This window comes from Kistimonas asteriae, assembly GCF_018263925.1.
Classification (GTDB): Bacteria; Pseudomonadota; Gammaproteobacteria; order Pseudomonadales; family Endozoicomonadaceae; genus Kistimonas; species Kistimonas asteriae.
In genome coordinates, this window is sequence record NZ_JAEVHF010000004.1 from 156,157 (window position 1) to 174,057 (window position 17,901).

Sequence of the window (17,901 nt, forward strand, 5' to 3'; positions counted from 1 at the left end):
CATGAGCCGGATGCTATCGAAATTCCACAGGCAAAACAATACGTTTTCAAGGGGTTCTGGTTTGTCAGGTAAGACCGTAAAAGTCACGGTAGAGTTCCCGTTTTCTTCTGCAGATAATTGTCTGTTTGGTCAGCAGGCGTAGCTAACGGCTTGCGTGTTTTTAACAGTTGGCTCAATGCCTTGTATAGTATGGGTAGTCTTGACTACGTAGTGGTGCCATGGAGGGGTAATGGCGGCGAAAAAAACAGTTCGGCGTGGTGCGTCGACAACGAAGAAATCGGCAGGAAGGAAAGATATTCCCGGCTGGTTATGGCTGGGCGCCGGTGTCACCATCGGAGTGTTGGTGACGCTATTGGTGAATCTGGCGCCTGATGCCAGTGTGGATGCGCGTACGGTGGCTGGCAGTACGGGAACCGGTGAGATTGTCAGCAAGAAGAAACCGTCGCCGGAAAAGAAGCCGGTTTTTGATTTCTATACCCTGCTGCCAGAATCAGAAGTCATGGTCTCTAATGAGGCCAAGCATGCATCAGCGGCATCGCCTAAGAGCGAGAAACCCGTCGTGGCGAAGGTGCCGACAGAAAAACAGGCACCGGTCACCGTGGAGGCAAAGCCAAACCGACGTTATCTGTTGCAGGCAGGCTCCTTTCGCAACCCCGATGATGCCGATCGCTTACGGGCGCAGTTGCTGCTGTGGGGGCTGGATGCCCGGGTCGAGCGCGTGATCGTCAAGGGCGGGGATGCCTGGCACCGGGTGCAGTTGGGGCCGTTCACTGAACAGAGCTCCCTGAACGAAGCCCGTCAGACCCTGGTCGCCCATAAGATTGATTCATTGATGTTGCAGCTTAAATAATCCATTTCCGGCCCTCGAATGGGAGGGCCCTTGAAATTGTTTTCTGCCGTCCCAATCATTCCCTCATCTCAATGAACGAATTCAGGAGTCCGCCTTGGAACAGTACAGAGGCACTACCATCCTGTCTGTGCGCAGAAATGGCAAAGTGGTGATCGGTGGTGACGGTCAGGTGTCACTGGGGCAGACGGTTATCAAGGGTAACGCCCGCAAGGTTCGCCGTCTTTACAATAACCAGGTACTGGCCGGTTTTGCCGGTGGTACGGCGGATGCGTTTACCCTGTTTGAGCGCTTTGAAGCGCAGTTGGAAAAGCACCAGGGGCAGTTGGTGCGTGCCGCCGTTGAACTGGCGAAGGACTGGCGTACTGATCGTGCGCTGCGGCGCCTCGAAGCCATGTTGGCGGTAGCGGATGCAAAGGCATCATTGATCATTACCGGTAACGGTGACGTCATGGAGCCGGAAGATGGCATCCTGGCGATTGGTTCCGGTGGCTCGTTCGCCCAGTCTGCCGCCCGGGCCCTGTTCGAGAATACGGACATGGATGCGCGGGATGTCGTGGAAAAAAGCCTGTCCATTGCGGGTGATATCTGTGTCTACACCAATCACAACCGGACCATCGAAGAACTCTGCTACGACGAGTAAGCCCGGCACCGGTCACGAATTCAGGAAATCAGAGCTGCAGTTATGTCGAATATGACTCCCCGCGAAATCGTCCACGAGTTGGATAAACATATTATCGGTCAGGATGACGCCAAGCGTTCCGTGGCCATTGCCCTGCGCAACCGGTGGCGCAGGATGCAGATTGATGAAGCATTGCGCAACGAAATCAGCCCCAAGAACATTCTGATGATTGGGCCGACCGGTGTTGGTAAAACCGAAATAGCGCGTCGCCTGGCCAAGCTGGCCAATGCTCCGTTCATCAAGGTGGAAGCCACCAAGTTCACCGAAGTGGGCTATGTCGGACGTGATGTCGAATCTATCGTGCGTGATCTGGTTGATGCAGCCATCAAGATGCAGCGTGAGCAGGAAATGCATAAGTTTAAGCATCGTGCCATGGATGCCGCAGAGGATCGCATCCTGGATGCACTGCTGCCACCTGCCCGTTCGTTCTCCGAAGAGTCATCTCAGCCGCAGGACAACAGTACACGTCAGGTCTTCCGCAAGAAGCTGCGTGAAGGCGAGCTGGACGATAAAGAGATCGATATTGAAGTCAATGAAGCCAGTGTCGGTGTGGAAATCATGGCGCCTCCGGGCATGGAGGAGATGACCAGCCAGCTGCAGAACATGTTTTCCAGTATGTCCAGCGGCAAGAAAAAGGCGCGCAAGCTGAAAGTTCGTGAAGCCATGAAGCTGGTTCAGGATGAAGAAGCGGCCAAGCTGGTGAATGAAGATGAGCTGAAAACCAGCGCGATTGAAGCGGTGGAGCAGAACGGTATTGTCTTCCTGGATGAAATCGACAAGGTGGCCAAGCGTTCCGGCAACAACAGTGGTGATGTGTCCCGTGAAGGTGTGCAGCGTGACTTGCTGCCGCTGATCGAAGGCTGCACGGTCAGCACCAAGTACGGCATGGTGAAAACGGATCACATCCTGTTTATCGCTTCCGGTGCATTCCATCTCTCCAAGCCGTCTGACCTGATTCCTGAACTGCAGGGGCGTCTGCCGATCCGGGTGGAGCTGAAGGCGCTGAATGTGGAAGATTTTGAGCGTATTCTGACCGAGCCGGATGCATCGCTGACGGAGCAGTATCAGGCGCTGATGGCGACTGAAGGGCTGAAAATTGAATTTGCCCGTTCCGGTATCAACCGTGTGGCTGAAGTCGCCTGGCAGGTGAATGAAAATACCGAAAATATCGGTGCCCGTCGTCTGCATACCGTGATGGAGCGCTTGCTGGAAGAAGTCTCTTTCGGTGCAGCAGACCTGGCGGCTACTGGTGAGGCGGTGATGATAGATGCTGAGTATGTGAACCAGCATCTGGGTGCACTGGTTCAGAATGAAGATCTGAGCCGCTTTATCCTGTAACCCGTATCGATTGATCGCTTTGCAAAGCCCGCTTCCGGTAACAATCGGAAGCGGGCTTTTTTTAGGCCGGCGTTTTAGGTTGATGCTCGGGTGTTTCAGCTGAAAGCGTGGCGACCTGGATGCGCGCCTTATGGTTTTGGATAGCAATGCGTATCAAAGCGATAAACACTGACAGCATGGCACCCAGTACCAGCCCCACCGCAATGATCAGCTTTTTGTTGGGCTTTTCAGGTGTTAAAGGAGCACTGGCGCGCTGCTCGATTCGAACTGGTGTCGAATTGGAGAAGTCGGGTTTGATGCTGTCCAGCTGTTGGAAGCGGTAGAATTTTTCAGCAACACCGGGAATCAAAGGCGCATTGCGGCTAGATTGCTCGGTGTTGGTAATGCGGCGGTACTGGTTGAGCGTGAATTGGGTCTGAGCCAGCTCTGCACGGAGAGTATCTGTGCCGAGCAGGAAGAGGTATTGAGGGCTGTCATTACCTGAAATATTGTTCAATTGCGGTTTGATGATGCTGCCAGCCTCGGCCATGGCAATCGCCTGTTTGAGTTGGTTCTGCCGGTTCAGGTTGTTGTTGATATAGCGCTGCTCAAGCACCTGAATGTCATTCATCAATGTGATTTTTTCGAGGTTCAGTTCTGCGGTGATGGTCTGCTCCTCATCATCAATGACCTTTTGTATGGTGAGAGGGATCAGATAATCATTGATAATGCTGGCAGCCAGTGCCGGGTCATGGCCTGTCAGGGTGACACTGATACGAGGAACTTCGGATTTTATCAGCTTAATCTTGATGTTATTGCGCAATGCTTCGTAAAGGGCGGCAGTGTTTTTTTCGTTCAGGGTATCAAGTCCGGAATGCGTCTGGGCATAGTTGCTATCCCTGAATACGGCTTCGAGTGTGTCAGCGGAAGTCAGCGTCTTGTAGAAAAGCTTAAAGCTTTTTTCTGGCGTCAGCCTGTCGCCCTCCTGATAGGCCGCGTAGGAGCTGTGGGTGGGTTGCACTTGCTGGATTGGGCTATTTTGATCGGATTGTGCTAGTTCAGTCCCGGAAATGATGTAAGAGGGAGTTTGAGAGGCGCTGAATCGATTAATGGGCGCTAATGCCGCTGCGTTAGTCTCGGAGATGATTGCCTCGCTTTTATAGGTGGGAGGAATCATGAAGGCTGTAACAGTGGCTATCAATGTAACAGCAATGGTTATGCTGAGAATCATCCATTTTTGTTGCCACAGGTTCTCTGCCAGCTCAAACAGATCAATTTCATCATCATGAACAGGGTATGGGGGGTGCGACATCGCTACTTCCAAGGTTGTAGTTAGTGTATAAGGGAAAGCGTGATGGTGATTAGTATGTCATAGCCTGCTAAAGATGATACAGGGCTGCGGGATTCGTTTTCACGTTTGGTTGGGTTCATCGGGATTGTTGTTTTATGGCAGAAATGCACAGTGTACCGTCTGATATTCGGCTGCGCCGCAAGAGTGGCATTCTTGAATTATGTTACTCCGATGGTGTGAAGTATGAGCTGCCCGCAGAGTTTCTCAGGGTTTACAGCCCGTCGGCAGAGGTGCGTGGGCATGGCGCCGGTCAGGCAGTGCTTCAGACGGGTAAAAAACAGGTTCAGCTAAGTGGTGTTGAAGCCATTGGCAATTACGCCATTAAACTGATCTTTGATGATGGGCACGATTCCGGTATTTACACGTGGGAATACCTCTACGATTTGGGGGCTCATTTTGAGGCTTACTGGCAGGATTACCTGGAGCGGTTGCATCAGGCCGGCGCCTCGCGGGATCCGGATGTCAGCGCTGTGAAGTTCATGGAATGATACGAGTCGCTAGGTGGTGGTACGTATGTCAAGACATTGCCCGGCGGTAACGCTAGAATAAGTCGCCCTGATATCCGCACAGTAGTTTTCTGGATGAACCATGACTGACAAACACTCAAAAGAGACCACCCATTTCGGCTATAAAACCGTTGACAGGGACGACAAGCAAAAGCTGGTGGCTGAGGTGTTTCAGTCGGTCGCCGGCAAGTACGACCTGATGAATGACCTGATGTCCATGGGCGTTCATCGGTTGTGGAAGCGTTTCACGATCGAGATGAGTGCGGCCCGTCCCGGCCAGAAGATCCTCGATATTGCCGGTGGCACCGGTGATCTCACCGCCAAGTTTTCCAAAATCGTGGGTGAGCAGGGGCTGGTGGTGCTGGCGGATATTAACGATGCCATGCTTGAGGTTGGCCGTGACAAACTGACCGATGCCGGTGTCTGTGGCAATGTCGATTATGTTCAGGCCAACGCGGAAGATCTGCCATTCGCGGATAACACCTTTGACTGCATTACCATCGCCTTTGGTCTGCGGAATGTCACGGACAAAGACAAGGCACTGCGCTCCATGAACCGGGTGCTGAAACCCGGTGGTCGTCTGTTGGTGCTGGAGTTCTCCAAGACTGACAACCCACTGTTAAGCAAGTTGTACGATGCTTATTCATTTACCGCACTGCCCGTGATGGGTAAATTGATTGCCGATGATGCGGAAAGTTATCGCTACCTGGCAGAATCGATCCGCATGCACCCTGATCAGGACACCCTGGAGCAGATGATGAAATCCGCCGGTTTCGTCCAGACCGGTTACCACAATATGACCGGTGGTGTTGTGGCTCTGCACAAAGGCATCAAACCATGACCTCGCTGCTGGAAACCATGCCCGGCACAGCTGCACGCATGGCGCTGGAGCAGGGGCTGAAACAGGTGTTGAAGCTGGATCCGGTCACCGCAAGACGTTTTGCTGAGCTGAAGGGGCAGGTGTTGCAGGTGGCCTCTACGTCACCGGCAATGGATATTTGGCTGGTGTTTACCGAAGAGGGCATAGAGCTTCGTGCCTGTTACGAGTCTGAGGCGGATTGCGTGATTCGGGGAACCGCACCGGCCCTGGTACGCCTTGCAGTTAGTGATGAGCCCATGGCGACGCTGTTCAACGAGGGGATTACCCTGACGGGTAATTCGGATCTACTGTTAACGGTTTCAGCCATCGTCAAGCACAGTGAGTTTGACTGGGAAGCGTTGCTGTCCCGATACAGTGGTGGTATTGCAGCGCATGCCGTGGGGCAGGTAAGCCGTGTGAGCGCAGTCCTGTTTGGTGACATGGCGACGACAGCGCGACTGAATCTGTCAGAATACCTGCAGGAAGAACTCCGGGTGTTGCCGCCCAAAAATGAGGTCAGTGCGTTCCGGGATGATCTGGATACACTGCGACTGGCTGCAGACCGGTTACAGGCAAGAGTGGATCGTCTTATGGCGAAGACGCAACAGCAGATACAGGATGCCTGATCGGTGCAGCAGGTTTTTCGATTTATCAAGATAGTATCCGTGGTGGCCCGATATCGGCTGGATAACCTGGTTGATAGCGAGCCATTACCTTTTTATATCCGCTGGTTTCTCAAGCTGCTGCCCTGGCGTTTTATTCCCAGCCGACTCTCCCGGGGAGAACGGCTGCGGCGGGCATTGATTGAGCTGGGTCCTATATTCGTCAAGTTTGGACAGATACTCTCTACCCGGCGGGATCTTTTGCCGAATGATATCGGTGATGAGCTGGCGAAACTGCAGGATCGGGTGCCGCCTTTTCCCGGAGAAGCGGCTGAAACCATTATTCAGAAAAGTCTTGGGCGACCGCCCTCCGAATTGTTTGCCACCTTTAATCGTGAACCGATGGCCTCAGCGTCGGTTGCCCAGGTGCATGAAGCGACGTTGCACAGTGGCGAGTCCGTTGTGGTCAAAGTTATTCGACCGGGCATCGAAAAAACGATCCGTCAGGATATGTCATTGTTATTCCTGCTGGCGCATATTCTGGTGCGTATATCCAGTGATGGGCGGCGTCTGCGGCCGGTGGAAGTGGTGGCTGATTATGAAAAAACCATCTTCGATGAACTGAATTTGCAGCGTGAGGCGGCCAATGCCTCGCAGTTGCGTCGTAATTTTCTGGGTTCGCCTTCGCTGTATATCCCCCGGGTGTATTGGGATTACTGCAGCCAGAAAGTGATGGTGATGGAGCGCATTTATGGCGTGCCTGTCACGGATCTTGCGGCGCTGGAAGCGCAGGGCACCAATATGAAGAAGCTGGCAGAACGCGGTGTGGAGGTCTTCTTCACCCAGGTGTTCCGTGACAGTTTCTTTCATGCCGATATGCATCCCGGGAATATTTTTGTCTCCTATGAGCACCCGGAAGATCCACAATATATCGGTGTGGATTGCGGCATTGTGGGTTCTCTCACGCCGGAAGACTTGAGCTACCTTGCCCGTAACCTGCTGGCATTTTTTCACCGGGATTACCGGATGGTGGCGCAGCTGCACATTGACTCCGGTTGGGTGCCTCGGGAAACGGTCGTTAACGAGCTGGAAGCGGCGATTCGCACGGTCTGTGAGCCTATTTTTGAAAAACCGCTGGCGGAAATCTCTTTTGGCCAGGTGCTGATGAATCTGTTTTCCACTGCGCGTCGCTTCAATATGGAAGTGCAGCCGCAGCTGGTGTTATTGCAGAAAACGCTCCTGAATATTGAAGGATTGGGTCGACAGCTTTATCCCCAGCTGGATCTGTGGGCTACAGCACAACCCTTCCTTGAACAGTGGATGAAAGACCGGGTCGCGCCCAAGGGGGTGCTGCGCCGCATTAATGAGCAGATGCCCCAGTTGATTGAACAGGCGCCGATGGTGGCTCATCAGGTTGTCCGTGATCTGCATGAAATGCGGGGACAACAGGAGCGCATGTTGAAGCAGGGTGGGATGCCGTCGCATGACGGTTGGAGTCGGGCACTGGGTGTTGGACTACTGGTGCTGGCGATTACTGCATGGATTCAGCCCGGCTGGCTTGCAGCCATAGGATGGGAGCCGCTGTTGCTGGGGGGCGCTGGCATCTATTTGTTGAAACCGGGAAGCAGAAGAGAACGATAATGACGAATCCTGCATGGTTGGATGCGGTTCGCTGGAATGAGGATGGGCTGGTGCCAGCTATTGCTCAGGATGCGGTAACCGGTCGTGTCCTGATGATGGCGTGGATGAATCCGGAGTCACTGGCGCTTAGCGTACAGGAAAAGCGGGCGGTGTACTGGTCCCGGTCGCGCCAGTCCCTGTGGCGAAAAGGCGAATCATCCGGTCATGTACAGCAGTTGAAAGATATTCAGCTGGACTGTGATGGCGACACGTTGCTGCTGAAAGTGACGCAGCTTGGCGGGATTGCCTGCCATACAGGACGTGAATCCTGTTTCTATCGGTCGCTATCGGAGGGGGACTGGCAGGAGAAAGAGCCGGTTCTGCAGTCGCCAGAGCAGATTTACGGCAAATCGTCGCAGTAAGGAGTAGGTGGGGATGAGTGACATTCTGGATCAATTGGCAGAGGTGTTGGCCCAACGTCGGCAGGCGTCACCGGATAGCTCCTATGTTGCAAGCCTGCATGAGAAGGGCTTAAACAAAATTCTGGAAAAAGTGGGTGAGGAGGCGACGGAAACCCTCCTTGCCGCCAAGGATGTTACGGATGCTGAATCCGCAAAATCGCTGATTGCAGAGACAGCAGACCTCTGGTTTCATTGCATGGTAATGCTCTCCCATCTGGAACTCAGTCACGAGGATGTACTGGCTGAGCTTGAGCGGCGCTTCGGTTTGTCTGGTCTGGAAGAGAAAGCCGCCAGAACCCGGTAGTATGCAGCGTGTCTGGCCTGTCTGACATGAAACAGGAAGTGAGTGCTATGAGTGACTGTATCTTTTGCAAAATCTGCGATGGTGCCATCCCGGCGGATGTGGTGTATGAGGACGATCACTGCCTGGCGTTTCGGGATATTCAGCCGAAAGCACCGGTGCATCTTCTGGTGATCCCCCGCAAGCACGTGGAAAGTCTGGATGATCTGGGCGATGATGACCGTGAGCTGGCCAGTCATATGCTGCTGACCATTCCCCGGATTGCCCGGCAGCAGGGCTTGGACGGTGGCTATCGTACGGTCGCCAATACCGGCAAAGGTGGTGGCCAGGAAGTTTTTCATCTCCACTTTCATATACTGGGTGGTGGTACGCCGAAGCCGCTCTGATGGGGCTGGCTTCGCAGTGTTGAATAAATGCCTGATGGTCAGGTAAAGGAACGATTATGGGTTTGGGTGGAATCAGTATCTGGCAGTTGTTGATCGTACTGCTGATTGTGGTGATGTTGTTCGGCACCAAGCGGCTGCGCAATATTGGTGGTGACTTGGGTAGCGCGGTGAAGGGTTTCAAGAAAGCGCTGAGCAGCGATGAGGCCGAGTCGACAGCTGACAAGTCGTCAGACGACAAGCGTCATCTGGAGCAGGATGCGACCTTTGCGGCGCAGGATGATAAGTCCGGAGAGAAAAAATCCCGGGAAAAACAGTCGTAACCAGGTAGCTGATTGTGTTTGATATTGGCTTTCTTGAGTTGTTGGTCATCGCCGTTATTGCCTTGGTTGTACTGGGGCCTGAGCGGCTACCGGTGGCCATCAAGGTCGTCGCTGTCTGGGTCGGCCGGTTGCGCCGGAGTTTCCAGTCGATTCGTCAGGAAATTGAAAAAGAGATCAATGCCGACGAAATTCGACGCGAAATCCATAACGAATCGGTGATGGCTGAACTGAAAAAGACCCGGGACACCCTGCAGAGCGAGGTGGAGGGCCTTAACCGGCAGATTGATACTGGATCGGAATCTTCTCCGTTATCCAGTCATCGGCCGACGGCTTCCGCCGACAGCCCGGGGCAGGCGAACAGTGGTAGCAGTAAGAAAGACCCATGACAAAATCCTCCTCGACGGACAAGGAACAGCCGCTGGTACAGCATTTGCTGGAACTGCGCACTCGCCTGCTGAAAAGCTTTGGCATCATTCTGGTGATTTTTCTTGGTCTGTTTTATTTTGCCAACGACATTTATGTATTTGTCTCTGAGCCGCTGAGAGCCTATCTGCCGGAAGGTGCCAGTATGATTGCCACGGATGTGGCATCGCCCTTCCTGACGCCGTTCAAGTTGACGCTGGTGGTATCGGTGTTCCTGGCCATCCCTTTTCTGCTGCACCAGGCATGGACGTTTATCTCGCCGGGGCTTTACCGGCATGAAAAGCGCATAGCGATTCCCTTGTTATGCGCCAGCGTGCTGTTGTTTTACGCTGGCGTTGCGTTTGCGTACTTTGTGGTGTTTCCCCTGGTATTTGGTTTCTTCACCAGTGTCGGCCCTGAAGGTGTCGCGATCATGACCGATATCAATCGGTATCTCGACTTTGTCCTGAAGATGTTTTTTGCCTTCGGACTGGCGTTTGAGATTCCGATAGCCACGGTGCTGCTGGTCTGGTCTGGCGTCGCGGACGTCCAGTCACTTAAGGCGAAACGCCCTTATGTCGTGGTGATCTGCTTTGTGTTCGGCATGTTGCTGACACCGCCGGATGTCATTTCCCAGTCACTGTTGGCGGTTCCCATGTGGTTTCTGTTTGAGGTTGGGATACTGTTTTCCGGCCTGGTTCAGAGTCGCGATGATACCTCCGATGAGCAGCCTCAGGATTGAGGCTGTTTCTCCTTCTCCTTCTTCTGCCAAATTCCCTATTGTATGAATCTGTTATTACTGGAAGAGAGCGACTTTGTCTCGGACGCCCGGGTTGTAATCAGTGGTCGTCGTCTATCTCATGTGTCTGATATTCATCAGGCGTGTGTTGGCGACACCTTGCGGGTAGGGCGCGTCAATGGCCTGATGGGAACTGGGATGGTTCAGGTGCTGGATACCCAACAGCTGGTATTGGAGGTTTCGCTGACGGATACACCGCCACCTCTTCTTCCGTTAACAGTCCTATTGTCCCTGCCTCGCCCTAAAATGCTTAAACGCTGTTTGCAGACCATGACCGCCATGGGCGTCAAACGCATTGTGTTGATGAACAGCTACCGGGTAGAAAAAAGCTTTTGGCAATCGCCTTGGCTGGCAGAGGCAAAATTACGGGAACAGCTGGTGCTGGGGCTGGAGCAGGCGCGGGATACCCAGTTACCCGAAATTATCTTTGAGAAACGTTTCAAACCATTTGTGGAAGATCGTCTGCCTGCAATGCTGCAGGGTAAGCAGGGGCTGGTTGCGCATCCCGGCGACAATGGTCGTTTTTGTCCACGTCAGCTGACAGAGGAAGTGGTCCTCGCCATTGGGCCAGAGGGCGGCTTCATTCCCTATGAAGTGGAAAAGCTAGAGGCCTGTGGCTTTGAACGCATTCACCTGGGGCCACGCATTCTGCGAGTAGAAAATGCCATTCCAGTATTGATCAGCAAGCTGTTCGATTGATTTAACCCATCTCCAGTGGATCTACATCCACAGACCATCTGATCTTTCTTCCCAAGGGCGATGATTCCATAACAGGAATCAGATGGTTAAGTAGGGTGTGAAGTGACCCACGACTGGCTCCTTGCAGAAACAGTTGCATGCGATAACGACCCTGACGTTTCTCCATTGCAGCGGGCATGGGGCCCAGGGCTTTAACGCCCATCGGTCCCGCCAGATTCTGTGTCTGGATCGTCTGTTGAGCATGGTTGGCAACGGTTGCCAGAAATTGATGGGCGTCGTGTGCATGGGTTGCTTCTGCTGTCAGCAGCGTCATGTAGCCGAAGGGAGGCAGGCTAATTGATTGACGTTGTACGAGCAGACCCTCAGCAAAGGCGTCGTAACCCTGGGTGACCAGTTGCTGAAGCTGCTGGTTTTCCGGAAACTGGGTCTGGATTATAACGTGCCCTGGTCGTGTGCTTCGTCCCGAGCGTCCGGCGACCTGTAGCAGAAGCTGGCCGACTTTTTCCGGGCCTCGGAAATCGGCACTGAAAAAACCACTGTCGGCATTCAGGATGACGACCAGCGTGACTTTGGGGAAGTGATGTCCCTTGGCCAGCATCTGGGTGCCTACCAGTATGGCGGGTTCGCCCTTGTGGATAATGGAGAGCATATCACTGAGCGCTGTTTTGCGGCGTGTGCTGTCCCGGTCAATGCGAAGCACGTTGATATTGCGAAACTGTTTGGCCAGTACTTCTTCTGAGCGCTCCGTACCCTGACCGACAGGCGCCAGGTGGCGGCTATTGCAATGAGGGCATTGCAGAGGGATGGGACGTTGCAGATCACAGTGATGGCAATGCAGATGGGGCGGTGTTCGATGCAGTGTCAAATGGGCGTCACACTGTGGACAGTCCAGCAAATGGCCGCATTCATTGCACGATAATGTTGGTGCATAACCGCGTTGATTGAGGAATACCAGTGCCTGCTCGCCACGCTGTAAAGTTTGATGGATGGCTTGTTCGACCGTTTCGCTAAGTCCTGCATTCAGTTGTTTGCCGCGGATATCCACCAGTTCCATATGGGGTGGTTTGGCGTTGCCCGCTCGCTGGTTCAGTTTCTGATAGCGGTAGCGATGGTTTTTGGCATTGTGCAGTGACTCCAGTGAAGGTGTTGCACTGCCAAGCATGACCGGAATATTCCGTAGTTTTCCCCGGTAGATGGCCAAGTCTCGTGCCGAGTAGCGGATGCTATCCTGTTGCTTATAGGAAAGGTCGTGCTCTTCATCGACAATGATAAGTCCAAGGTAGGGCATGGGCGTGAAGATACTGGACCGGGTGCCAATAATAATGCCAGCTTCCCCATGGAAGGCGGATAACCAGCCATTCAATCGTTCTCTGTCGTTCAGTCCCGAGTGCAGGACAGTAACGGGAACGTTGAATCGGTTACGGAACCGTTCCAGTGTCTGGGGTGTCAGCCCAATTTCAGGGACCAGTACGAGTGCCTGTTGCTGCTGCTTCAGTGTGTTGTGAATCGCCTGCAGATAGACTTCAGTTTTTCCGCTGCCCGTCACCCCGTGCAAAAGCGTGGTGCTGAACCGGTTGGCATCACAGGTAATGGCTTCGAAGGCTTGCTGCTGCTCATGGTTTAGCACCAGCTCAGAGGTTTTCAGTATTGGGTTATAACTGTGGAAGGGGCGTTTTTCAGGTATATGGGTATAGGTTTCAATCAGCCCCTTATCGGCCAGTTTCTTCAATAGAGTGATTTCGGCGCCCAGCGCCTTGAGCGCCACTTCGGTTGCGCCTTTGGGGTGAGCTTTAACGATTTCCCATGTTGCTTGCTGGCGAGGGGCACGGCTAAGTTTTTCAATAATGGCCGGATCGATATCAGGCGCTTGTCGCCAGCAGGTGTGGGCTTCCTTGGCTAGGTCGTAGCCCTGACGGAGCATAACCGGTAATGCCTGGCTCAGTGTGTCGCCGAGGGAATACTGATAATAGCTGGCCGCCCATCGGCACAGTTGCAGAATATCGTCAGTGATAACCGCTTCCTGGTCTTGCGGATGCTCGGCGCGTTTCAGTTTTTCGACGGGATAGTCGCTGTGGCTGGTGGTTTCGATCAGGATCCCTGTCACCTTACGGCGGCCAAACGGAACTGTCAGCCGAATGCCGGGTCTCAATAGTGACGCATCACAGTTTACTGGCGGCAGGTAATCGAACAAACGCCGCAGTGTGACGGGCAGGGCAAGCCTGAGAAACGGTTGGGAGCAGTCAGAAGTTGTTGGCATGGTTTCGGTAAATCGCGTTCCAGCAGGCCCTTAATTGCAAAAAATGGTAACAGATTGCCGGTTCAACTGTCTTTGCTTGGCGTTTGCTCTCTGGTAGTATTCGCGCTCTTTCCGGACAGGATCCGGCGGTTCCCCGTGGATGGCCGGACCTGAAACCTGCATGCGGTGCCTGTTGATCTACGCATTAAGGGGTGGCGGCATGCCGAAACACAGAGGTGAGCTCACATGAAACAGGATATCCATCCTCAGTACGAAGAAATGACTGCTACCTGCAGCTGCGGTAACGAAATCAAGGTCCGTTCCACTCTGTGCAAGGACCTGCAGCTGGACGTATGCTCCAAGTGCCATCCGTTCTACACCGGCACTCAGAAGGTGATGGATACCGGCGGCCGTATCGAGCGCTTCCAGCAGCGTTTCGGCAAGCTCAGCACCCGTCGCTGAGTTTTTCGGACTCTGTCAAAAAAGGCGCCCTCACCGGCGCCTTTTTTGTTTCTGATACGTATTGCCCTGCAGAAAGACACTTTCGGTATGGGCTTACCCGCTTGCCAAATCCCCTGAAATGGCCGCCATTGCGGTTGTTCACCATTTCCCTTTCCTATATTCTCATGGCTCCGCGCAGGTACAACAACATCGGAAAAAAATACAATGGCTGAGGACATGAAGCAAGCCGCTCTTGACTATCACGCAAACCCCAAACCCGGAAAAATCAGTATTGAACTGACCACGCCGGCTGACACCGCTCGTGATCTGGCACTGGCCTATAGTCCCGGCGTTGCCGAGCCGGTCAGAGAAATCGCCAAAGATCCCGAAAACGCTTACAAATATACCGCTAAAGGTAACCTGGTCGCTGTCATCAGTAATGGTTCTGCCATTCTGGGCCTGGGTAACCTGGGTGCACTGGCCAGCAAGCCTGTCATGGAAGGTAAGGCGCTGTTGTTCAAGCGTTTTGCCGGCGTTGACTCCATCGATATCGAAGTTGAATCCGAAAGTCCCCAGGCCTTTATTGATACGGTCAAGCGTATCGCTAACACATTTGGCGGCATTAACCTCGAAGATATCAAGGCACCTGAATGCTTTGAGATTGAGCGTGCACTGATTGAGCAGTGTGAAATTCCCATATTCCACGATGACCAGCACGGTACAGCGATTGTTACCGTGGCGGGTATGCTGAATGCCCTGGAACTGGCGGGTAAAGACATTGCCACCGCCAAGCTGGTTTGCCTGGGTGCCGGTGCTGCGGCGATTGCCTGTACCAAGCTGCTGATCAGCTGTGGTGTTAAACCTGAAAATGTCAGCATGCTTGACAGTAAGGGTGTCATTCACTCAGGTCGTACTGATCTGAACGAATACAAAGCCGCTTTCGCCATTGATACGAACAAGCGCACCCTGGATGACGCCATTGAAGGGGCGGATGCTTTCCTGGGACTGTCAGGTCCTAACCTGCTGTCATCCGATCAGCTGTTGAAAATGGCCGAAAATCCGATTGTCTTCGCCTGCTCTAACCCGGATCCGGAAATTAACCCGGATGTGGCCCGGGAAGTTCGCCCTGATGTCATCATGGCAACTGGCCGCTCTGATTTTCCGAACCAGGTTAACAATGTTCTGGGCTTCCCCTTCATTTTCCGCGGTGCACTGGATGTTCGCGCCAAGGTCATTAATGAAGAGATGAAGGTTGCAGCGGCTCATGCTATCCGTGAGCTGGCGAAAGAGCCTGTTCCTCAGGACGTGCTGGAGGCTTACGGTGCTGATGCGTTGGAGTTTGGTACAGAGTACATCATTCCCAAGCCGATGGATGTTCGTCTGCTGGGTGTTGTAGCGGCGGCTGTAGCCAAGGCAGCAGTCGATACCGGTGTCGCTCAGTTGCCTTATCCGGCCAACTACCCGCTGAAGAGTGTTGACGATATCTGATTGTTGAGATCAGATGTATTCGCACTAACAAAAAACCCCGCTAAGCGGGGTTTTTTGTTGTCTGGGATAACTGTGGCTTCAGAAAATTTCGTCAGGATTGAAGGTTTCAGTCTCCAGGGCTGGCATCTGCTCATCAGAGAAGTCTGCCTTCGGCGCTTTTTCTGTGCGGAATATTTCAAAAATGGCATTTGGATCATCAGGACGTGCCGGCTTGCCGGTTTCCGGGTTGATCTTGATGGTCGTGATTCCTGCAGGTTGTGGCAGGTAGGATTCAGGGACGTCTTTCAGAGCAGTACGCATGAATTCAACCCACATCGGCAGTGCGGCGTTAGCGCCGTATTCCCAGCGCCCCAGAGGTCGTGGTTGATCAAAGCCAAGCCAGACGGTGGCCAGCAGATCAGGATTGTAACCCGCAAACCAGACATCTTTCTGGTCGTTGGTTGTCCCGGTCTTGCCGGCCAGATCGTCACGCTTGAGTGCCAGAGCGCGGCGCCCCGTCCCCTTGCGAATGACATCCTGCATAATACTGTTGATGATGTAGTTGACCCGCTCACCCATCACCCGTTCCGCGTAGTTGATGGTGAACGGGGCACCGGTAGGCAGTGCCGACATCAGGGCAAAGTCATTGATCGTACTGGCAATGGTCGGTGACAAGGTCTCATTGGGTATCAGGTCACTGATGGCCTGCTCCGCATCGGGCTGACCTTTGTGAATGTCGGAACAGTCCCGGCAAGCCGTCGGAGGATTGGCCTGGTAAAGGGTTTCTTCGAGCCGGTCGATTCGTTGGACCAAATGGGGCTCAACCCGGAAACCACCATTGGCAAGAATGGCATAGCTGGTTGTCAGCTCCAGAGGGGTGAGGTCGGCGCTTCCCAGTGACAGTGAAAGGTTTCGGGGTAGTTTCTCTCGTGGAAGTCCCAGTTTTTCCATGTAGTCAATGGTGCGCTGGACGCCTGTACGTTGCAGTACGCGGATAGAGACCAGGTTGCGAGAGCGATACAGGCCCTTTCGCAAGCGAGTGGGGCCATAGAACTTCATGTTGTCATTCTGGGGGCGCCAATGGCTTTCCAGTTTGTCATCACTGAAGACAATGGGGGCATCGTTAATGAGTGTCGCGGCAGTCATGCCATTGGCAAGTGCAGCGCTGTAGACAAACGGTTTGAAGGCAGAACCAGCCTGGCGACTGGCCTGGGTAACCCGGTTGTATTTGCTGTCATAGAAGTTGAAGCCGCCAACCAGAGCCTCAACTGCACCGTTTTTAGGCGAGATGGCGATCAGGGCCGCTTGGACATCGGGTATCTGGCTTAGTCTGTAGCTGCCATCCGGCTGCTGTCTGACACGGATAAGGTCGCCCTCAGCCAAAATGTCTTCCGGTTTCTTGGGTTTGGGGCCTTGCCGGTTGACCGTGATGTAGGGGCGAGCCCACTCGATGCCAGTCCAGGGGAGTTGAGCCGTTTCGCCTTTTTTGAACAGAATCTCGGTGGAATCACCGTTGAAGGCGGTGACGATGGCAGGCTTAAGCTGCCCAACACGGCCAGTGCTCATGAGCGCCTGGTGCCAGTTGTCTGGTGAGTCGCCCAGCTGGGCTTCAGGGCCGCGGTAGCCGTGACGTTCGTCATAGGCCTGGATTCCGTGGTCAATGGCTTTATTTGCTGCAATCTGATCGTTGCTATTTACAGTGGTATAGATTTCATAGCCGTCGGTGTAGGCTTCCTGCCCAAATTGCTCCACGACTTCCTGGCGAACCATCTCTGCGACATACGGCGCCTCAAGCTCAATAGGGAGGCCGTGGTATTGTGCGGTGACCGGTTGTTCGATAGCCGCCTGCATGTCCACTTGGGTGATGTAGCCCAGGTCGTACATCCGGGACAGGATCCAGTCTCTCCGAATCAGAGCGCGACGGGGGTTCGCGAGAGGATTGTAACGGGATGGTGCCTTGGGCAGACCGGCGATCATGGCCATCTCGGCCAGTGTTAGTTCACTGGAGGGCTTGCCGTAATACACCTGAGCAGCCGCTTCGACGCCATACGCTCTGTTGCCGAGATAAATTTTGTTCAGGTACAGCTCAAGAATCTCGTTTTTGCTGAGCTTTCTCTCGATTTCCAGTGCCAGCAGGATTTCATTGAACTTGCGGGAAAAGACCCGTTCATGGCTGAGAAAGAAATTTTTGGCGACCTGCATGGTGATTGTGCTGCCGCCAGATTTGATCTTGCCGGTGGAGACCAATTGCGCTGTGGCGCGCAGCAGGCCCATGATGTCGACGCCGTTATGGGAGTAGAAGCGATCATCCTCGGCGGCGAGGAACGCTTTGAGCATTGGCTCAGGAAGATCCTCATACTGAATAGGGCTTCGACGTTTTTCGCCAAACTCGGCAATCAGTTTGTGGTCCGCAGAAAAGACCCGCAATGGCGTTTGCAGGCGGATGTCTCTCAGGCTATCGACCGAGGGGAGCGCTGGGCTCAGATAGAGAAAGACGCTGGCGGAAATGAGTAGTGCACCACAAAATGCAGCAATGCCGCACCATAAGCCAAATTTCGCCAGTTTTACCGCTGTCTTCATAATTTCTTCAGTTAAATTAAAGAGT

The 17,901-nt window shown here is 53.6% G+C and carries 19 protein-coding genes; 16 read left to right on the forward strand and 3 right to left on the reverse strand.

Annotation, left to right across the window (positions count from 1 at the left end; translation table 11 throughout):
* Positions 1 to 229 precede the first annotated feature (229 nt).
* The 3 genes from KHS78_RS06535 to hslU all read left to right on the forward strand — a co-directional run bounded on the left by KHS78_RS06535 (position 230) and on the right by hslU (position 2,867).
* Entirely contained in the window at positions 230 to 850 is a 621-nt protein-coding gene (locus KHS78_RS06535) for an SPOR domain-containing protein (protein ID WP_211826398.1), read from the forward strand.
* Positions 851 to 944: 94 nt separating this feature from the next.
* Complete coding sequence (gene hslV, locus KHS78_RS06540; RefSeq protein ID WP_211826400.1) at positions 945 to 1,490, forward strand: ATP-dependent protease subunit HslV; 546 nt, start codon at positions 945 to 947, stop codon at positions 1,488 to 1,490.
* A 42-nt stretch (positions 1,491 to 1,532) separates the two neighbouring features.
* Entirely contained in the window at positions 1,533 to 2,867 is a 1,335-nt protein-coding gene (hslU, locus tag KHS78_RS06545; protein ID WP_211826401.1) for an ATP-dependent protease ATPase subunit HslU, read from the forward strand.
* Positions 2,868 to 2,928: 61 nt separating this feature from the next.
* Here the strand turns inward: hslU and KHS78_RS06550 are convergent, their stop codons facing one another.
* Positions 2,929 to 4,158 carry an LPS O-antigen chain length determinant protein WzzB gene (locus KHS78_RS06550; protein ID WP_211826402.1) on the reverse strand — a complete coding sequence of 410 codons (1,230 nt, stop codon included), beginning with the start codon at positions 4,156 to 4,158 and terminating at the stop codon, positions 2,929 to 2,931.
* 143 nt (positions 4,159 to 4,301) lie between these two features.
* On the opposite strand from KHS78_RS06550, the gene KHS78_RS06555 reads away from it, so the two are divergent.
* From KHS78_RS06555 to KHS78_RS06605, 11 genes are all read left to right on the forward strand, one after another.
* Positions 4,302 to 4,685 carry a gamma-butyrobetaine hydroxylase family protein gene (locus KHS78_RS06555; protein ID WP_211826650.1) on the forward strand — a complete coding sequence of 128 codons (384 nt, stop codon included), beginning with the start codon at positions 4,302 to 4,304 and terminating at the stop codon, positions 4,683 to 4,685.
* A 100-nt stretch (positions 4,686 to 4,785) separates the two neighbouring features.
* Complete coding sequence (ubiE, locus tag KHS78_RS06560) at positions 4,786 to 5,544, forward strand: bifunctional demethylmenaquinone methyltransferase/2-methoxy-6-polyprenyl-1,4-benzoquinol methylase UbiE (RefSeq protein WP_211826403.1); 759 nt, start codon at positions 4,786 to 4,788, stop codon at positions 5,542 to 5,544.
* Positions 5,541 to 6,188: a ubiquinone biosynthesis accessory factor UbiJ gene (locus KHS78_RS06565; protein WP_211826404.1), complete on the forward strand. Its 648-nt coding sequence runs from the start codon at positions 5,541 to 5,543 to the stop codon at positions 6,186 to 6,188. The genes ubiE and KHS78_RS06565 overlap by 4 nt, the downstream gene beginning before the upstream one ends.
* 3 nt (positions 6,189 to 6,191) lie before the next feature.
* The gene (gene ubiB / locus KHS78_RS06570) at positions 6,192 to 7,805 is read left to right on the forward strand and encodes a ubiquinone biosynthesis regulatory protein kinase UbiB (RefSeq protein ID WP_211826405.1); all 1,614 of its coding nucleotides are present in this window, start codon (positions 6,192 to 6,194) and stop codon (positions 7,803 to 7,805) included.
* On the forward strand, positions 7,805 to 8,206 hold the full coding sequence (hisI, locus tag KHS78_RS06575) for a phosphoribosyl-AMP cyclohydrolase (protein ID WP_211826406.1): 402 nt from the start codon (positions 7,805 to 7,807) through the stop codon (positions 8,204 to 8,206). Before ubiB ends, hisI begins: the two co-directional genes overlap by 1 nt.
* 13 nt (positions 8,207 to 8,219) lie before the next feature.
* Complete coding sequence (locus tag KHS78_RS06580; protein ID WP_211826407.1) at positions 8,220 to 8,549, forward strand: phosphoribosyl-ATP diphosphatase; 330 nt, start codon at positions 8,220 to 8,222, stop codon at positions 8,547 to 8,549.
* 47 nt (positions 8,550 to 8,596) lie between these two features.
* Positions 8,597 to 8,932: a histidine triad nucleotide-binding protein gene (locus KHS78_RS06585; protein ID WP_211826408.1), complete on the forward strand. Its 336-nt coding sequence runs from the start codon at positions 8,597 to 8,599 to the stop codon at positions 8,930 to 8,932.
* 56 nt (positions 8,933 to 8,988) lie between these two features.
* Positions 8,989 to 9,252: a Sec-independent protein translocase subunit TatA gene (gene tatA, locus KHS78_RS06590; RefSeq protein WP_211826409.1), complete on the forward strand. Its 264-nt coding sequence runs from the start codon at positions 8,989 to 8,991 to the stop codon at positions 9,250 to 9,252.
* A gap of 14 nt (positions 9,253 to 9,266) precedes the next feature.
* Positions 9,267 to 9,638 carry a Sec-independent protein translocase protein TatB gene (gene tatB / locus KHS78_RS06595; RefSeq protein ID WP_211826410.1) on the forward strand — a complete coding sequence of 124 codons (372 nt, stop codon included), beginning with the start codon at positions 9,267 to 9,269 and terminating at the stop codon, positions 9,636 to 9,638.
* On the forward strand, positions 9,635 to 10,396 hold the full coding sequence (gene tatC, locus KHS78_RS06600; protein WP_211826411.1) for a twin-arginine translocase subunit TatC: 762 nt from the start codon (positions 9,635 to 9,637) through the stop codon (positions 10,394 to 10,396). The genes tatB and tatC overlap by 4 nt, the downstream gene beginning before the upstream one ends.
* Before the next feature lie 42 nt (positions 10,397 to 10,438).
* Entirely contained in the window at positions 10,439 to 11,152 is a 714-nt protein-coding gene (locus KHS78_RS06605) for a 16S rRNA (uracil(1498)-N(3))-methyltransferase (RefSeq protein ID WP_211826412.1), read from the forward strand.
* Position 11,153: 1 nt separating this feature from the next.
* On the opposite strand, the gene KHS78_RS06610 is transcribed toward KHS78_RS06605, so the two are convergent.
* Positions 11,154 to 13,409 (reverse strand): primosomal protein N', encoded by a 2,256-nt coding sequence (locus KHS78_RS06610; protein ID WP_211826413.1) that lies wholly within the window; start codon positions 13,407 to 13,409, stop codon positions 11,154 to 11,156.
* 225 nt (positions 13,410 to 13,634) lie between these two features.
* Between KHS78_RS06610 and rpmE the strand changes: the two genes are divergently transcribed.
* Both rpmE and KHS78_RS06620 read left to right on the forward strand, forming a co-directional pair.
* Positions 13,635 to 13,850, forward strand: coding sequence for a 50S ribosomal protein L31 (gene rpmE / locus KHS78_RS06615; protein ID WP_211826414.1), 216 nt, complete (start codon positions 13,635 to 13,637; stop codon positions 13,848 to 13,850).
* Positions 13,851 to 14,054: 204 nt separating this feature from the next.
* Positions 14,055 to 15,317 (forward strand): malic enzyme-like NAD(P)-binding protein, encoded by a 1,263-nt coding sequence (locus KHS78_RS06620; RefSeq protein ID WP_211826416.1) that lies wholly within the window; start codon positions 14,055 to 14,057, stop codon positions 15,315 to 15,317.
* Between the two features lie 78 nt (positions 15,318 to 15,395).
* Here KHS78_RS06620 and KHS78_RS06625 read toward each other — a convergent pair whose 3' ends face one another.
* Entirely contained in the window at positions 15,396 to 17,876 is a 2,481-nt protein-coding gene (locus KHS78_RS06625; RefSeq protein ID WP_211826418.1) for a penicillin-binding protein 1A, read from the reverse strand.
* Positions 17,877 to 17,901 lie beyond the last annotated feature (25 nt).

What these genes read in the sequence shown, in the direction of transcription:
- KHS78_RS06605 (WP_211826412.1), top strand. Translation starts at nt 10,439, where the DNA reads ATGAATCTGTTATTACTGGAAGAGAGCGACTTTGTCTCGGACGCCCGG.
- KHS78_RS06625 (WP_211826418.1), bottom strand. Translation starts at nt 17,876, where the DNA reads ATGAAGACAGCGGTAAAACTGGCGAAATTTGGCTTATGGTGCGGCATT.
- ubiE (WP_211826403.1), top strand. Translation starts at nt 4,786, where the DNA reads ATGACTGACAAACACTCAAAAGAGACCACCCATTTCGGCTATAAAACC.
- KHS78_RS06550 (WP_211826402.1), bottom strand. Translation starts at nt 4,158, where the DNA reads ATGTCGCACCCCCCATACCCTGTTCATGATGATGAAATTGATCTGTTT.
- KHS78_RS06585 (WP_211826408.1), top strand. Translation starts at nt 8,597, where the DNA reads ATGAGTGACTGTATCTTTTGCAAAATCTGCGATGGTGCCATCCCGGCG.
- rpmE (WP_211826414.1), top strand. Translation starts at nt 13,635, where the DNA reads ATGAAACAGGATATCCATCCTCAGTACGAAGAAATGACTGCTACCTGC.
- hisI (WP_211826406.1), top strand. Translation starts at nt 7,805, where the DNA reads ATGACGAATCCTGCATGGTTGGATGCGGTTCGCTGGAATGAGGATGGG.
- KHS78_RS06565 (WP_211826404.1), top strand. Translation starts at nt 5,541, where the DNA reads ATGACCTCGCTGCTGGAAACCATGCCCGGCACAGCTGCACGCATGGCG.
- KHS78_RS06555 (WP_211826650.1), top strand. Translation starts at nt 4,302, where the DNA reads ATGCACAGTGTACCGTCTGATATTCGGCTGCGCCGCAAGAGTGGCATT.
- KHS78_RS06580 (WP_211826407.1), top strand. Translation starts at nt 8,220, where the DNA reads ATGAGTGACATTCTGGATCAATTGGCAGAGGTGTTGGCCCAACGTCGG.
- tatC (WP_211826411.1), top strand. Translation starts at nt 9,635, where the DNA reads ATGACAAAATCCTCCTCGACGGACAAGGAACAGCCGCTGGTACAGCAT.
- KHS78_RS06620 (WP_211826416.1), top strand. Translation starts at nt 14,055, where the DNA reads ATGGCTGAGGACATGAAGCAAGCCGCTCTTGACTATCACGCAAACCCC.
- KHS78_RS06610 (WP_211826413.1), bottom strand. Translation starts at nt 13,409, where the DNA reads ATGCCAACAACTTCTGACTGCTCCCAACCGTTTCTCAGGCTTGCCCTG.
- hslU (WP_211826401.1), top strand. Translation starts at nt 1,533, where the DNA reads ATGTCGAATATGACTCCCCGCGAAATCGTCCACGAGTTGGATAAACAT.
- KHS78_RS06535 (WP_211826398.1), top strand. Translation starts at nt 230, where the DNA reads ATGGCGGCGAAAAAAACAGTTCGGCGTGGTGCGTCGACAACGAAGAAA.
- tatA (WP_211826409.1), top strand. Translation starts at nt 8,989, where the DNA reads ATGGGTTTGGGTGGAATCAGTATCTGGCAGTTGTTGATCGTACTGCTG.